Here is a 15,345-nt window from a genome sequence, read left to right on the forward strand (position 1 = left end):
GGCGACATCGGGTGCTCGCAGCGATAGGCCTGGACGAGGCGCACGAGTCGGCGTACCGGGCTCTGGTGGCCGTGGGCGCCGCCGACGTGCCCGATCTCGCGCGGCGGCTCGCGCTCGGCGAGTACGTCACCGAGCGCGCCCTGCGCCGGCTGGAGCGGCACGGACTCGCCGCCCAGTCGTCGTCGCGGCCGGGGCGCTGGGTGGCCGCGCCGCCCGGGGTCGCGCTGGGCGCGCTGCTCACCCAGCAGCGGCACGAACTGGAGAAGGCGGAACTGGCCGCCGCGCTGCTCGCCGAGGAGTACCGGGCACAGGCCGCCGAACCCGCCGTACACGACCTGGTCGAGGTGGTGACCGGCGCGGCGGCGGTCTCGCGGCGGTTTCTGCAGCTTCAGCTCGGTGCGAGCGAGGAGGTGTGCGCGCTGGTCACCGGGACCCCGGTGGCCGTCACCGGGCCGGAGAACCACGCGGAGGACCAGGCCGCCGATCGCGGGGTCCGCTACCGCGTGGTCGTCGAGCGGTCCGTGCTGGACCTGCCCGCCGGCCTCACGGAGCTGACCGCCGCGCTGAACCGGGGCGAGCAGGTGCGGGTCGTCGACCAGGTGCCGACCAAGCTGGTGATCGCCGACCGCTCACTCGCCCTCGTACCCCTGACCTCGCGTACGGCCGAGCCGGCCGCGCTGGTCGTCCATGCCAGCGGGCTGCTCGAACTGCTGTCGGGGCTGTTCGAGTCGGTGTGGCGGGACGCGCTCCCGCTGCGGCTCGGCGCCGCCCGGGGTACGTCGGACGACGGGGTCACCGAGGGTACGCCGGACCAGCCGGACGCCGCCGACCTGGAGATCCTCTCCCTCCTGCTGGCCGGGCTGACCGACGCGAGCGTCGCCAAACAGCTGGATCTGGGGCTGCGGACCGTGCAGCGCCGGGTGAAGCGGCTGATGGAACTGACGGGTGCGACGACCCGGCTCCAACTGGGGTGGCACGCGTACGAGCGGGGCTGGGTAGCCCGGGACCGCCGGGACCGACGGGCCTGATCCCGCTATCCTCCCTTCCCTGACCTGCGGTTTCTGGCATTTTCCGGCAGGCTGGGCAGATGGGAGTCTGGGACCTCCTACTGATCGGCCTGGTCATGCTGTTCGGTCTGTGCGGAGTTCTGGTGCCCGGGGTGCCGGGGTCGTGGCTCGTCTGGGCCGCGGTTCTGTGGTGGGCGCTCAAGGATCCGCAGGCGGTCTCCTGGTGGGTGCTCGTGGGCACGACCGTCGTCCTGTTCCTGTCCCAGGTGGTGCGCTGGCAGCTGCCCCCGCGCAGGCTGCGCGCGAGCGGCGCGACCACCCGAATGGCGGTGTACGCCGGGACGGGCGCCCTTCTCGGCTTCTTCCTGCTGCCCGTGCTCGGCGCGATCCCCGGTTTCGTGGGCGGTCTCTACCTCTACGAGCGGCTGCGGCTCGGCCGGCACGGCGAGGCGGTGGCGGCGGTACGGACGGTGATGCGGGCGGGCGGCACCAGCGTCCTCGTCGAGCTCTTCACCTGCCTGCTGATCGCGGGCGCCTGGCTCGGCGCCACGATCTGGAGCTGACGTTCTACACATCGGATCTCTCCCGCCTTATTGACGGCCACGCACCCCTTCTCTACGTTGCATCACGGGATAGCTCCGATGAATTGTCGGATGCCTTGGATGATCGGTCCGAGCCGCCGGGAGGCAGCGTGCCCAGCCCGTCCAGACGTACCGTCCTCGCCACCGGATCCGCCCTGGGCGGGGGTCTCCTCGCCCAGGCCGTGCCCGCGCAGGCAGCCACCTCCGAACAGACCGCCGGACAGACCACCGAGCAGACCGCCGACCCCTGGCGCACCGTCCTCGACGACGCCGACCTGGTCTGGCAGCGGATGCCGGCCACCTGGTACGAGGGCCCGTACCTGGGCAACGGCTTCCTCGGCTCCGGCATCTACGCCGAGCCGGGCGCGGAGACGAGCGCCGTCCGTTTCAACGTCCAGCACTCCGAAGTCCAGGACCACCGCCCGGAGTTCGGCTCCCTCTTCGGGCTCGCGCGGCTGCCCGTCGGGTACTTCACGCTGGAGCCGGTGGGCGCGATCACCGGTCTGGACTGGCGGCTCGGTCTGCGCGACGCCGAACTCACCGGCACCCTCACCACCGACCGGGGCACGCTCGCCCTGCGCGCCCTGGTGCACAACGACCGCTCAGTCCTCGCCGTCGAGGTCACCCCGAGCGAGGGCGAGCGCGGCTTCCGGTGGGTGTTCCACCCCGCCGACGCGATCAGCCCGCGCGCCGCCTTCAAACCACTGCCGGAGGGCTACGAGGGCAACGCGCCCGCCCAGGTCGCCGAGTACGACGGCATCCGTGCCTCGGTACAACCACTGCTGGCCGGCGGCGGGCATGCGACGGCGTGGCGGGAGCGCGCCCGGGGCACGAGCCGGACGCTGTACGTACACGTGGCGCACTCCTACCCGGGGAGCACGGCACTCGGCCGGGCGCTCAAAGAGGTACGCGGCGCCTCCCAACTCCCCTACTCCGCCCTCGCGTCGACGCACCGGGCCTGGTGGCACGCCTACTACCGCAAGAGCTTCCTCTCCCTCCCCGACGCCCGTGTCCAGCGCTTCTACTGGATTCAGCTGTACAAGACGGCGTCCGCCGCCCGCCGGGACGCACCCGTGATGGCGACCTGCGGCCCCTGGCTGGAGTCGACCCCCTGGCCCAACACCTGGTGGAACCTCAACGTGCAGCTGGAGTACTGGCTGATCCACGGCTCCAACCACCTCGAACTCGACGCCGTGACGCGGGCGTTGAGCGAGTTCCGGGACAACCTGGCCAAGGAGACGGCACAGCCGTACCGCGCCGACTCGCTCGGCATCCCCCGCACCACCGACCCCCACCTCGTCAACGGCGCGGCGGGCACCCTCACCGGATACGGCGTGGGCATCCCCGGCCAGGACCCGCCGACCCCCGAGGTCGGCAACCTGACCTGGGCCCTGCACAACGTCTGGCTCAGCTACCGCCACACTATGGACATCCGCATCCTCCGCGAGGTCCTGTTCCCGCTCCTCCGCAAGGCGATCACCTACTACCTGCACTTCCTGGAGCCGGGCCCCGACGGCAGGTTGCACCTGCCGGCCACCTTCTCCCCGGAATACGGCGGCAACTCCCGCGACTGCAACTACGACCTGATGCTCCTGACCTGGGGCTGTCGCACGCTCCTCGACTCCGCCGAACTGCTGGGCGTCGACGACGAGTTGGCACCGCGCTGGCGCGAGGTGCTGGCCAGACGGGTGGCCTATCCGACCGACGCGAACGGCTTCATGATCGGCGCGGACATCCCCTTCGCGAAGTCCCACCGCCACTACTCGCATCTGCTCGCCGTCTATCCGCTGTACGAGCTGACCGGCCGCACACCCGACGAACGGGCCCTGATCGAGCGGTCGTTGGCGCACTGGGTGGGCTTCGAGGGCGCCCTGCAGGGTTACACCTTCACCGGCGCGGCCTCCATGTCGGCGCTGCTGGGCAAGGGCGAGGACGCGCTGAAGTACCTGGGCGAGCTGATGGCCCGTTTCATCCAGCCCAACACCATGTACAAGGAGTCGGGCCCGGTCATCGAGACGCCCCTCTCGGCCGCGCAGTCACTGCACGACATGGTCTGCCAGTCCTGGGGCGGGACGATCCGCGTCTTCCCGGCACTGCCGGCCGCGTGGGCGGACCTCACGGTGCACAACTTCCGTACGCAGGGGGCGTTTCTGCTGAGCGCGGTCCGCGAGGGCGGTGTCACGCGCTGGGTGCGCCTGGTCAGCGAGGCGGGCGCACCCTGTGCCGTACGGCACGGCATCGCGGGCCCGGTGGACGTACGGGACGAACGCGGCAGACGCCTGCGCTACCGGGATCTCGGCGAGGGGACAGTCCAACTCGCCCTGCGGAAGGGCGAGTCGGCGATCGTCACGGCCCGGGGAGAGCGGCCGGACCTGACGATCGCGCCGGTCCGGCCGAACGCGGAGGCCCCGCGCTGGGGCCTGCCGCGTACGGATCACTGACCCACAGGCTCCTCACCCACAGGCTCCTGACTCACAGGCTCCTGAGGTCCGCCAGGTTGATCCTGTCGGCCATGGCCCGCATGCCGGCGGCGTTGAAGTGGAGGTGGTCGCCGGGGTCGTAGGCGGCGCGCATGCGGTGCGGGAACGCCGGGTCGCGGACGGCGGCGTCGAAGTCGACGACCGCGTCGAAGACGCCGCTGCCACGGATGAAGGTGTTCACGGCCCGCCTTACGGACTCGCGGGCCTCGCTCCACCGGACGTGGCCGCCGTACGGCGTGATGGTGGCGCCGATGACGCGGATACCGCGGGCGTGGGCGCGGCTCACGAGCGACTTGTAGGCCTCCTCGAAGGCGCGCGGGACGGTCTGTGCGGGGGTGCCGTTGATGTCGTTGATGCCCTCGAACACGATCACCGCGCGTACGCCGGTCCGGGAGAGGACGTCGGCGTCGAAGCGGGTCAGGGCGCGCGGGCCGGCGCCGTCGAGGAGGACGCGGTTGCCGGAGATACCGGCGTTGAGAACGCCCAGGCGCCGGTTCGGGGGCAGTGCGGCGAGCCGGTCGGCGAGGCGGTCGGGCCAGCGGCGGTTGGTGTCGGAGGTGGTGCCGACACCGTCGGTGAGAGAGTCGCCGAGCGCGACCACGCTCCCGGCGGCGGGAGCGTCGAGGACGTCCACGCCGGTGACGTAGTACCAGGACCCGAGAGTCTTGGTGTAGACGTCGCCGTCCTCCACGGCGGCCCAATTGCCGCTGGTGGCCAGGAAGTTGGTTTGCTTGGCCGTACGGTGGTAGGTCACCGGACCGGAGTCGCCGGGGGTGTGGACCGTGACGAGCAGGTTGGCGCCCGCCGGTACGGCCAGTTTGACGGTGTCCGTGACGCGGTCCTGGCCCACCGGGACGGTCACCGTACGGGCGCCCGCGAAGGTGGCCGCACGCATCGAGCCGGGCACGGCGTCCGGGCTCTTCGGCCGGCCGGGTGCCTGGAGGGCGACGGTGACGGCGCCGAGGTAAAGGGGCTTTGTGCCGAGCCGGTTGGTGAGGCGGACGCGCAGCGCGCTGCCGCCGACGCTGAGATGCAGGACGTTGCGGAGCGAGGCGCCGGGCTTGGCCGGGACCGTTCCGGAGGCGGCGGCCTCCCAGGTCCCGGTCCAGACACGGGGCGCGGTTGCTTCTCGGACGGGAGCGGCGGACGGGGCCGGGGGCCATGCCTGGACGGCGGGCCCCTCGTCGGCTCTCGCGGCGGGCGGGACGATTGCCACGGCGGCCAGCAGGGCCGCGAGGAGGTGCCGAACCATGATCGCGCGGGTCATGTGCGCATGGTTCCCCGAACGGTCAGCCGCGCCCCCGCCATGTCACACCCTTGGCGGCACGCACGTTCGTTCGTACGTACACCCGCTTTTCCGATGCGTCTGCCGGGGCCCGCGTGCTTGGCTTCCGGCATGACCGAATTCAGCGCGGCCGAGCGCACCTACCTCCGGACCCAGCGGCTCGGACGGCTCGCCACCGTCGACCCCCACGGCCAGCCGCAGGCGAACCCCGTCGGCTTCTTCCCGCAGGACGACGGGACGATCCTGATCGGCGGCCAGGCCATGGGCCGCACCAAGAAGTGGCGGAACCTGGAGAAGAACCCGAAGGTCGCGCTGGTCGTCGACGACGTGGTGAGCGTGCACCCGTGGAAGGTGCGCGGCGTCGACATCCGCGGCGAGGCCGAACTCCTCACGGGCCCACACGAGTTGGGCCCGCACTTCAGCGACGAGCTGATCCGCGTCCACCCGAGGCGCATCCACAGCTGGGGCTTGGAGGAGGGCAGCGGCTGAGCTACGGGGTGAGCGGGACGCCCTCCAGGCCGAGCAGGTGACGCTTGCGGTCGAGGCCGCCCGCGTATCCCGTGAGGGAGCCGTCGGCGCCGATCACCCGGTGACAGGGCCGGACGACGAGCAGCGGATTGGCGCCGATCGCACCGCCGACGGCCCGTACCGCGATCCTGGAGGCGCCGATCCGCGCGGCGATCTCACCGTACGTCGTGGTCTCCCCGTACGGCACCGAGTCGAGGGCGTCCCAGACCCGCTCCCGGAAGTCGGTCCCGGAGCTCTTCAACTCCAGCCGGAACTCGGTGAGTTCACCGGCGAAGTAGGCGGCGAGCTGTTCGCCCGCCGTACGGAAGGGCCCGGGATCGTGCCGCCAGCCGTCCTGTACGGTCCGGCCGCCCTTCTGTCCGGGCACGGAGACGGAGGTCAGGGCGCCCGACTCGTCGGCGGTGAGGAGGAGTTGGCCGAGGGGACTGTCGAGGTGGGTCCAGTGGACGGACGGGGAAGCGGTCACGGAAGCAGCCATGGGTGAGGTGGTCGGGTGTGTCGTCATGATGCGGACTCCCACTCGCCTGCGGCGATGAGGTGATGGAGGGCGTACGAGCGCCAGGGGCGCCAGGTGTCGGGCACGTCCACGCCGGGCGGCGCCACGTCGGGGTCGCCGAGGGCACGGGCCCGGACGAGAGCGACGGTACGGGGTTCGAGTCCCGGCAGGGCGAGCAGTGCGCGGTGGGTGTCGTCGCGGTCGGCGCCGGGGTCCAGCCGCAGCGTGCCGTCGGCGAGGGCGGCGGTGAGAGCGCCGAGGGGGCTGTCGCCGCGCCCTTCCGTCTCCGCCGCCTCCGCCAGGACCGCCGGTTCGGGGAACAGGTGGGTGAGGCTGCCGGAGGGCGCGTCGAGCAGCTTGCCGTACCGCGTCACGAGCCGCTCCCCCGCCGCCGTCCCCACCAGCGCCCGTACGGCCAGCTCCGCCGGATCGGCGGCACCGGGCGAACGCAGGCCGGGCCGCAGCGCGACCAGATGAGCGAGGCGGGGGTCAGCGCCGAGCCGCTCGTCCACGGCGTACGGATCGGCGTCGAGGTCGAACAGCCGTCGCAGCCGCTGTACGGCGGTCGTCAGGTCGCGCAGGTCGGTGAGGTGCAGCCGGGCCTCCAGCCAGCGGCCCTTGTGCCTGCTCCCGCCCTCGTCGACAGCGGCGATCCCGGTGCCGTACGGAAGGCGCAGCGTCCGGCGGTACGTACGGCCGCCGGGGCTGCCGGTCATCTCCTCGACGCCGGGTACGGCCTCGCGGGCGAGGAGGTCGAAGACGGCGGCGCGGTGGTAGGGGCCGCGGTGGGAGAGGCGGAGGGGGATACCGGGTGGGGCGGAGACGGTCGAGGGGGTGATCCGGGGGGCCGTGGTGCGGAGGGCGCTCGGGGTGGCCGCGTACACCGTGCGGATCGTGTCGTTGAACTGGCGGACGCTGGCGAACCCGGAGGCGAACGCGATCTCCGTGACCGGCAGCCCGGTGGTCTGCAGCAGCACCCGTGCGGTGTGCGCCCGCTGGACCCGGGCCAGGGCGACGGGGCCCGCGCCGAGTTCGGCGGTGAGCTGCCGCTGCACCTGCCGTGCGCTGTACCCGAGCCGTACGGCGAGCCCGGCGACGCCCTCCCGGTCCACGACTCCGTCGCCGATCAGCCGCACCGCCCGGCCGACGACGTCCGCGCGGACGTTCCACTCGGCGGAGCCGGGGACCGCGTCCGGCCGGCAACGCCGACAGGCCCGGAAGCCGGCGCCGTGGGCGGCGGCGGCCGTCGGATAGAACCGCACGTTGTGCCGCTTCGGCGTGACAGCAGGGCAGCTGGGCCGGCAGTAGATGCCGGTGGTCTCGACGGCGAAGAAGAACTCGCCGTCGAACCGGGCGTCCCTGCTGCGCACAGCCTCGTACCTGGTGTCTTCGTCGGTCACGTGGTCCAGTCTGCGGCACGGGGGGAGGGTGCCGCTGGCGGCTTTCGGACACGACATTTTCCCACCCACCCACCCACCCGCCCGTCTCGGTCCGTTTGCCGGGCACCCTCGAACCGCAGGCGCGCAGAGTTACCGCTGGCGCCCCCGCTTCGCCTCCATCGCCGCCTTCCCCTCCGCCCCCTTCTTCTTCCAGTCCTTGCGGATCTCCGCCCGCAGCCGTGCGTCGGTCTTGGCGACGATGTACTGGTTCTCGCGCAGCAGCTTGCGGTAGCTGTCGAGGCGGCGGTGGGCCAGCGCCCCCGAGTCGACCGCGTCCAGCACCGCGCACCCGGGCTCCGCCGTGTGGGCGCAGTCCTGGAAGCGGCACCGGGCGGCGAGTGCCTCGATCTCGGCGAAGACCTGCCCGACGCCGGCACCGGCGTCCCAGAGGCCGACGCCACGCAGCCCGGGGGTGTCGATGAGGACGCCCCCGCCGGGCAGGGCGAGCAGGTCGCGGGTGGTCGTGGTGTGCCGGCCCTTGCCGTCGGCGTCGCGCGTGGCCTGGACCTCCATGACGTCCGCGCCGAGCAGCGCGTTCGCGAGCGTCGACTTGCCAGCACCGGACTGCCCGAGCAGCACGGCCGTACCGAAGGAGACGACCGCCGCGAGGACGTCGATGCCGTCCCCGTCGGTGGAGCTGACGGTGAGCACCGGCACCCCGGGAGCGGTGGCTTCCACGTCCTGGACGAGGTACGAGAGTGTCGTCGCGTCCGGCACGAGGTCGGCCTTGGTGAGCACCACGACGGGCTGCGCACCCGATTCCCAGGCCAGCGCCAGGAACCGTTCGGCCCGGCCGAGGTCGAGTTCGACCGCGAGGGACACGCAGATGATGACGTGATCGATGTTGGTGGCCAGCACCTGGCCCTCGGAACGCTTCGACGACGTCGAGCGCACGAAGGCGGTACGGCGCGGCAGCCGCGTCCGTACATATCGCGGATCGCTGCCTTCGGGGTCGACGGCGACCCAGTCCCCCGTACACACGACCTCCATCGGGTCACGGGGAACGACGAACTCGGTGTCGGCGCGGACCGTGCCGGCCGGGGTGACGACGTCGCACAGACCGCGGTCGACCCGCACGACACGGCCGGGCAGCAGACCCTGCCCGGCGAAGGGCACGAACCCGGACTCCCACTCCGCGTCCCAGCCATACGGCACGAGCGGATGCGAGGAAGCCGAGGACGAACCCGGAAGAGACGAGAAAGACAAGGGGTGACCCTTCACAAGGGTGGCCCCGGCACCGCGCCCATCGGCGCGGGAAAGAATGAGGTCAGCCGGAGACCACGGGGGTGGACTTGATGAACTTCCGGATGCGGGCAGCGCCCATCTCAACGACAGCCATCGGTCACACCTCCCCAGCACAGGTCACACACGGCAACCGCAAGGTGCCGCTCGAACACCATCGACCCTAGAGGTACCCGGGGCGCGGCGCCATCGAAATAACGGCGCGCAGTACTCCGCCGGTAGTCGCATCTCGCCGGTTCCGGCCTCGCCGGTGATGTCGACGATCGCCGGGCCGGCCTCCCCGACGTCCTCCAACAGCGGGGCCGGCAGGCCGAGTTCGCTGACCTGCTGACGAACGGCGCCATGCCCTGACAGACGCCGGAGAGGTTCTCCCCTTTTCGCCCCGGAGGCTCCGCCGGATCACTTGTCAGTGGCTGCCGATAACGTTCGCCGCATCGTCGCAGCGAGACCGGGACGCACCGGCTCAAGCGTGCTGTTTTCCGGACGGTGTCAGGGGTGGGGACCGATGGGTTGGTTGTCGGCGGGTGACGGGTACGAAGTCGCTCTGGTGGAGGGCCGGGTGGCCGCGCGGGCCACGTCCGGGCGGGCGGCGGGGCGGCAGTTGAAGTCGCTGCCGAAGGCGGTGCGGGAGCACCCGGAGACGGATCGGCTGCGGCGGTTCGGCGAGTGGCTGGACCGGCACGCGGTGGCGTGCGTGGCGCAGGTGGACACCTGGATGGTGTCGTCGCTGCCGGTGCCCACCGGGCTGTTGGCCCGGCTGTGGCCGGACGAGGCGTGGCAGTCGGCACTGCGTGACCTGGCGGTCGTCGGGGACGACCCGGACGAGGTGGGCTTCCTGCGGGACGCGACGGACGCCGGTGAGTTGCGGGTGGTGAACCTGGACGGCGAGACGGTCCGGCTGTCGCCGCGCACGGTGACGCTGCCGCACCCGGTGCTGCTGCCCGACCTGGAGGATCTGCGGGAGTTCGCGGCGGAGCTGGGCGTGACGCAGCGGGTGGAGCAGATCCACCGGGCCACCTGGCTCAGGCCGGACGGCCTCGCGGAAACGGTCACCGAGATACGGGAGTTCGCGGGCGGGACGTACGACTCACGGTTCGGGCTGGCCGCGCGGGCCACCTCGCTGGGCTACCGGGTGTCCGGCGGCTACGCGACCTGCCGGGTGCGGGACGCCGGGCGCAGCGTCGAGGCGTCGGTGTGGATCGGGGAGCCGTACTGGGACGGGGACACCGAGACGGGCGGCCTGACCTGGAGTGACGACGAGGGTCGCACGGTGCGGCCGTTCCGGGTCGGCCCGGTCGCCTGGTCCGAGGGGATGCGCATGGCGGCGGCGCTGTACGCCGGCCGCAAGATCGTGGAGGGCAAGGACGCATGAGCGACACGGGGATCATCGGGCAGGTGGAGGCCGCCGAGCTGCTGGCGGCCGGGGCGGTGCTGCCGCCGGGTACGGAGGGGGCCGGTGAGCGGGCGGTGCCGCTGACCGCGCGTGCGTACCGGCATCCGGGGCTGGACGGCCGGGTGGTGGTGCGGCTGGTCGCGGCCGAGCTGGGGGCGGCCGAGGACCTGGCCGCCGGTTTCCTCGGCCTGGAGCCGGAGGGCGAACCGGCCGACGTCGGTCTCGGCCTGCGGCAGTCGCTGGGCTTCCCGGAGTGGGTGCTGGTGCACCACCCGGCGGACGGCCACCACGCGCTGGGCGTCGTACCGGAGCTGGACCGGGTGGCACGGCAGGCGAAGTCCAAGCCGAAGGCCGCGCTGGACGCCTACCAGGTGCTCGCCGGTCAGCTGGCGGCCGCCGTGCCGCACTTCCTGCCGACCTTCTACGAGCAGGCCGGCCGGGTTTTCCTGGGCGTGGAGAACGCCACGTACGCGGCGCAGATGTTCACCCGGGCCCGCAGGTCCGAGGCCGAGCACGGTCTGACGGTCGACGAGGAGCGGCTGGACGCGGTGTTCCTGGAGTTCGCGCTCGCCGGGGCGCTGCCGGTGAAGGTGCTGTCGGGGTACGCGAAGGAGCTGGTGGCGCGGGTCCCGGCGGAAGAGGCGTTCCACCGGTTCCGCCGACTGTGCGTGCGACGTACGGCGGGCGGGCTGGCACCGTCCGCGCAGATGGCGGGCGATCTGCGCAGGCTGGCCAAGGCCGCCGGCCTGGACCCGGTGGCGGAGGAGGGCGCGTATCTGGCCGAACTGCTGGCGCTGCCCGCCACGTTGCGGGCGGCTGCGGGCTGGTGGAAGGGCCACCGGCCGGCGCTGGTGGCACTGGCCCGGCAGGAACCGGAGGTGCGCGGGACGCTGCTGGAACTGATGCCCTCGGGCGACGACAGGGAACTGCCGGGGCTGTGGCTGGAGTTGCTGGAGGAGTCCGGCGCCACGGCGGGGCTCTGCGACAACACGCTGCCGGAGGCCGAGCGCCCGGCGGACGGGGCCGCGGGCTGGCTCGCGCGGTTCCTGACGTTCCGTGACTCCGGGTGGCGACGGCGTGGCCGTCTGCCGGGACTGTATCCGCTGGTGGAGCGGATGGCCGACCGGCTGCGCACCGAACTCGCCGGGTCCGGTGGGACGTTGCCGGTCACGACCGATGACGTGGACCTGCTGGACCTGCTGCTGTCGCTGAAGCTGCCGGTCGCCGACCCCGAGGAGCGCGCCCGGCTGAACCTGGAGCAGTGGGCGGAGGGTGAGGACCCGCGCGATCTGGTCGCGCTGGAGGCCGATGCCCGCTTCCGGCCCGCGTTCCGGCGCGGGGCCGACCGGTTCGGCAACGACAAGGACGGTCTGCGCGCCCTGCGGGTTCTGGCCCGTTCCCCGGGCGGGCGGCCGATGCTGACGGAGTGGGTGCGCGCGGTCGCCGGGCGGTTCACCGCCGTCGGTCTGCCGGAACTGCCCGACGCCCTGGGCCGGTTGACGTGGCTGCCGGGCGAGACCCTGGCCCTCGCCGAGGACGAGGTACGCGCCGCGGTCGGCACCGACCTCGCCCCGGTCGTCGTACGGACCCTGCGGGCCGGGCTCCTCGACGAGCTGGGCTGGCCCGCCTGGGAGGAGGCGGCCGCCGCCCTCGTACCCGCCAAGGACATCGACGACCTCGTCGTCGCGGACGCCTGGCCGTATCTGATCGCCTCCGGCTCCTCGCAGGTCCGGGTGCTCGGCGCCGAGGGCACCGTGCTCACCCACGACCTGCGGATTCCGGACAAGGACCGCTACGGCGAGCCGGGCTGCCACTACGTGGACGGCGAACTGCTCGTCTACTGGCGCTCCCGCGAGGTGCACGGCGAACTGCGCGGCTACTGGCACCACTCCGCCGACCGCCGGCAGCCCGTGCAGGGCTCCGGCACCCGGGGCACCCAGGTGAACTATCTCGGCAACCTCGGCGCCGTCACCCTCCCGCTGCCCGGCGGGGGCCGGACCACGGGCACCGGTGTGGTGCACCGGGGCGACACCGCCGTGCCCGAGGAACGGTCGGTGATCAGCGACGGCACCTCGTACTGGGTGTGGGACTGGGACGGCCAGAACCGTGAGACCGCCGGGTGGTACGAATACGACCCTGCCACCGGCGAGCGCGGCCGGCAGAGCCTGCCCGGCTTCCTCGCCGACGCCACCCGTACCGCCCCGGCGGGAAGCGTCTTCGAGTCCGGCTGGGTGCTGCCCGCTCCGGACGGCGGGTTGCTGGGCTGGCGCGTGGTGAAGCTGCCCGACGGCTCGCTGCGCGGCGAGGACCTGGCCGGCAACGCCGTCGTCCTGCCCGCCGATGCCGGCCGGCCGGTGCGGGCGGTGCTCTTCCCGGGCGCCGACCGGCCGGTGGCCGTCGTCACGGGCTCCTACAGCCTCAAGCTGATCGACCAGGACGGCGTCGTCACGGCCACGGCCAAGACGGACAACCGGCCCGGGACGTTCGCGGCCGGCACCCTGGTGCTGCCCCCGCTGCGCTTCTGGCACCTCCTCCGGCCCCGCGACCCGCAGGGCTCCGAGGCGCTGCGCCGCGTCGACCGCGACACGGTGGCGGCGCTGCTGACCGATGCCGCCCGGGAGCGCGCGGCAGCGGACCCGGACGAGCTGCCCGCGCTGATCCGTACGCTGCTGCCGCAGGTCGGTCATGACGCGCTGGTGACGGGCATCGCCGCCGTGGTGCGGTTCGCGGCCACCCAGCGGGCGGCGCTGGACGCGGCGGCTGCCCGGCTCGCCCTGGAACTCGCGGGCGGGCAGCAGGAGGAAGGGCCCGCCGGTCCGGCCGACGGGTTGCTCGACGCCGCGCTGGGCGGCCTCGGCCTCGTCCATTCCCGGTACGGGTACGGCTCCGACGACACCGACCAGGTCTGGCGCCAGGTGCGGTTCGTCGGCGAGGCGCTGCGGGACGCTTCCGAGCCGGCTCCGGCGGTCCGCCTGCACCTCGACGGCCCGGAACTGCCGTCGGCACGGCTGGACTGGGAGTCCCTTCCCGACCTGCCCGTCACAGCGGCTTTCCGGGCCGCTGCCGCGACCACCGAGCCGGAGCACCGGGAGGCCTTGGGGGAACTCCTGCGCGAACTGGACACACAGGGCCTGGCGGTCGTCGAGCCGACGCGGTGGCGCCGTTTCGAACTACGTCTCGACAGGGGCCTGTTCACCCTGGCCGACGGCACTGTGCGGTCCGGGTCCTGGCGAGGTCTGCTCCGGTTGAGCGGCGGCGCGTTCCTGGCCTTCGTCGGCTGGGAACTCCCGGACACCGGCAGCTGCGAGTTCACGGCCCTCTTCCACGACCCGGCCGGGCTGTTCGAGGTCCCCGCGCCCTACACGGTGGCGTCCTCGTCCCCGGTGGGCGAGACCCGGGAGGCCGGGTGGCTCGGGACGTTCCTGACCGAGCTGGCCGGGCGCGGGGCGGCGCCCTGGTTCCCCGAGGCCGCCGAGGAGTTCGCCCGTCTGACCGGGGTCATGCCGACCACGGCCAAGCTGGTCGTGGCCGGCCTCCCGCGGATGGACACGTACGAGCGGAACTTCCTCAGCCCCGAGGCCCGTACGACGCTCGGGGTGAAGGTGGCCGACGCCGCCGTGGCCAAGGACGAGCTGCGCGGTCTGGACGCGGGTTTCCGGCGGGCCGTCGTCCGGGCGCTGCTGCCCGCCGAACCCGCACGGCTGTGGACGGAAGGCCCCGACGTGGCCGCCGCCGCGCAGGTCTGGAACGCCGAGCTGGGCCGGCGGGCCGCCGTCCCCGAAGCGCTGCTCGCGGAGGCCGTCCGCGCGGTGAAGACATCGTGGGAGCCGAGCCGGGCGCTGCCCGCGCTCCTCGACCCGGCCGCCGAACCGCAGTTGAGCCGCGATCTGACCTGGCACGTCAGCGGGGACCGGGTCCGCCCGGTCGACAAGGAGGCCACCGGCTTCACCGCCCACACCCTGGTCAGTACCGTCGCTCTGGCCGCCTGGCTGGCCCACCGGCTCCCGGCGGGCGACCCGATCCGGGCGGCCCTCCCGGCCGCACTGACCGCCGTCCGGTACCGGCTGGCGGGCCCCGGGCTGATGCTCGACCTCGACGAGTACGTCAGCCTGTCCGAATTCCGCAAGGTGGCCGGCGCCCCCACCGAGACAGGCGAGGGCTACGAGCGCTACGGCGCCGTCATCATGGCCACCCACGACGACCAGCCCGCGCCCGGAATCCGTACGGCGCTGCTGGACGAGGCCGGGACCGACCCGTACCTGTCCGTCCTGCGCACCGGCGACCAGCGGCTCTTCCCGGCCGAGGTGGCGCTGCGCACCGCGGGCGACCCGCGTTTCGCGGCTCTCCTGGCCGATCCCGGTGACCCGGAGGCGGGGGCGCGGGACAAGGACGGCACCTGGTGGCCGCAGGACCCTGCCCGGTCGGTGCCCGGCCTGGTCGGCGAGGCGGCGAAGGAGTACGGCATCGGGGAGGACGCCGCCGTGCTCTACCTGATGCTGCTGGCGATGCCCGACCCGACCGACCGCAACACCGCGCGCTGGACGGGATGGCAGCAACATCGGGGTGGGGCCGCCCGGCTCAAGGCGGCCCGCGCCGAACTGGCGGCGTCCGGTCTCGTCGTCGAGGCCAGCCGCACCCGGGCGGGGCGTTCGCTCTTCCTGCCCGGCGGCTGGGTGGATCCCAGGTCCCCGCGCCTTCCGCTGGAGCAGTGGAAGCTGCCCCTGTACGACCTGGTCGGCGGCGACCACCCGGCGCTCGGGGTGATCGTGCCGGCCGAACCCGTCGCCGACCTCTACCGCAGGGCCTGGCAGCGGGTCCGCGAAGGCGACGGCCCGCGCTTCCAGGAGCTCAAGGTCCGGCGCGGCCGGCGCCGCTGAACCCGGCGGCGACGGGG

Annotated in this window: 10 protein-coding genes; 6 read left to right on the forward strand and 4 right to left on the reverse strand. The window is 73.1% G+C overall.

The window, feature by feature from the left end; translation table 11 throughout:
• The first annotated feature begins 11 nt into the window (after positions 1 to 11).
• From ACH4TV_RS23495 to ACH4TV_RS23505, 3 genes are all read left to right on the forward strand, one after another.
• On the forward strand, positions 12 to 1,028 hold the full coding sequence (locus ACH4TV_RS23495) for a helix-turn-helix domain-containing protein (protein ID WP_398401616.1): 1,017 nt from the start codon (positions 12 to 14) through the stop codon (positions 1,026 to 1,028).
• Positions 1,029 to 1,087: 59 nt separating this feature from the next.
• Positions 1,088 to 1,570, forward strand: coding sequence for a DUF456 domain-containing protein (locus ACH4TV_RS23500; protein WP_398401120.1), 483 nt, complete (start codon positions 1,088 to 1,090; stop codon positions 1,568 to 1,570).
• 128 nt (positions 1,571 to 1,698) lie between these two features.
• Positions 1,699 to 4,029, forward strand: a complete 2,331-nt coding sequence (locus ACH4TV_RS23505; protein ID WP_398401122.1) for a glycosyl hydrolase family 95 catalytic domain-containing protein — start codon at positions 1,699 to 1,701, stop codon at positions 4,027 to 4,029.
• Between the two features lie 31 nt (positions 4,030 to 4,060).
• Here ACH4TV_RS23505 and ACH4TV_RS23510 read toward each other — a convergent pair whose 3' ends face one another.
• Positions 4,061 to 5,335, reverse strand: coding sequence for an SGNH/GDSL hydrolase family protein (locus tag ACH4TV_RS23510; RefSeq protein WP_398401124.1), 1,275 nt, complete (start codon positions 5,333 to 5,335; stop codon positions 4,061 to 4,063).
• Positions 5,336 to 5,464: 129 nt separating this feature from the next.
• Between ACH4TV_RS23510 and ACH4TV_RS23515 the strand changes: the two genes are divergently transcribed.
• Positions 5,465 to 5,842 carry a PPOX class F420-dependent oxidoreductase gene (locus ACH4TV_RS23515; protein WP_398401126.1) on the forward strand — a complete coding sequence of 126 codons (378 nt, stop codon included), beginning with the start codon at positions 5,465 to 5,467 and terminating at the stop codon, positions 5,840 to 5,842.
• 1 nt (position 5,843) lies between these two features.
• Here the strand turns inward: ACH4TV_RS23515 and ACH4TV_RS23520 are convergent, their stop codons facing one another.
• The 3 genes from ACH4TV_RS23520 to rsgA all read right to left on the reverse strand — a co-directional run bounded on the left by ACH4TV_RS23520 (position 5,844) and on the right by rsgA (position 9,022).
• Entirely contained in the window at positions 5,844 to 6,359 is a 516-nt protein-coding gene (locus tag ACH4TV_RS23520) for a methylated-DNA--[protein]-cysteine S-methyltransferase (RefSeq protein ID WP_398401618.1), read from the reverse strand.
• A gap of 23 nt (positions 6,360 to 6,382) precedes the next feature.
• Positions 6,383 to 7,777, reverse strand: coding sequence for a DNA-3-methyladenine glycosylase 2 family protein (locus tag ACH4TV_RS23525; RefSeq protein WP_398401128.1), 1,395 nt, complete (start codon positions 7,775 to 7,777; stop codon positions 6,383 to 6,385).
• Positions 7,778 to 7,906: 129 nt separating this feature from the next.
• The gene (gene rsgA, locus ACH4TV_RS23530) at positions 7,907 to 9,022 is read right to left on the reverse strand and encodes a ribosome small subunit-dependent GTPase A (RefSeq protein ID WP_398401130.1); all 1,116 of its coding nucleotides are present in this window, start codon (positions 9,020 to 9,022) and stop codon (positions 7,907 to 7,909) included.
• A 541-nt stretch (positions 9,023 to 9,563) separates the two neighbouring features.
• Between rsgA and ACH4TV_RS23535 the strand changes: the two genes are divergently transcribed.
• Together ACH4TV_RS23535 and ACH4TV_RS23540 are read left to right on the forward strand one after the other, a co-directional pair.
• Positions 9,564 to 10,430: a DUF4132 domain-containing protein gene (locus ACH4TV_RS23535; RefSeq protein ID WP_398401131.1), complete on the forward strand. Its 867-nt coding sequence runs from the start codon at positions 9,564 to 9,566 to the stop codon at positions 10,428 to 10,430.
• Positions 10,427 to 15,328, forward strand: coding sequence for a DNA-binding protein (locus ACH4TV_RS23540; RefSeq protein ID WP_398401133.1), 4,902 nt, complete (start codon positions 10,427 to 10,429; stop codon positions 15,326 to 15,328). The genes ACH4TV_RS23535 and ACH4TV_RS23540 overlap by 4 nt, the downstream gene beginning before the upstream one ends.
• Positions 15,329 to 15,345: the final 17 nt, after the last annotated feature.

Source organism: Streptomyces sp. NPDC020898 (genome assembly GCF_044333925.1).
GTDB lineage: Bacteria > Actinomycetota > Actinomycetes > Streptomycetales > Streptomycetaceae > Streptomyces.

Bases quoted from the DNA above. Each gene is read 5' to 3' on its own strand.
- ACH4TV_RS23500 (WP_398401120.1), top strand. From the start codon at position 1,088: ATGGGAGTCTGGGACCTCCTACTGATCGGCCTGGTCATGCTGTTCGGT.
- ACH4TV_RS23520 (WP_398401618.1), bottom strand. From the start codon at position 6,359: ATGGCTGCTTCCGTGACCGCTTCCCCGTCCGTCCACTGGACCCACCTC.
- ACH4TV_RS23515 (WP_398401126.1), top strand. From the start codon at position 5,465: ATGACCGAATTCAGCGCGGCCGAGCGCACCTACCTCCGGACCCAGCGG.
- ACH4TV_RS23540 (WP_398401133.1), top strand. From the start codon at position 10,427: ATGAGCGACACGGGGATCATCGGGCAGGTGGAGGCCGCCGAGCTGCTG.
- ACH4TV_RS23535 (WP_398401131.1), top strand. From the start codon at position 9,564: ATGGGTTGGTTGTCGGCGGGTGACGGGTACGAAGTCGCTCTGGTGGAG.
- ACH4TV_RS23510 (WP_398401124.1), bottom strand. From the start codon at position 5,335: ATGACCCGCGCGATCATGGTTCGGCACCTCCTCGCGGCCCTGCTGGCC.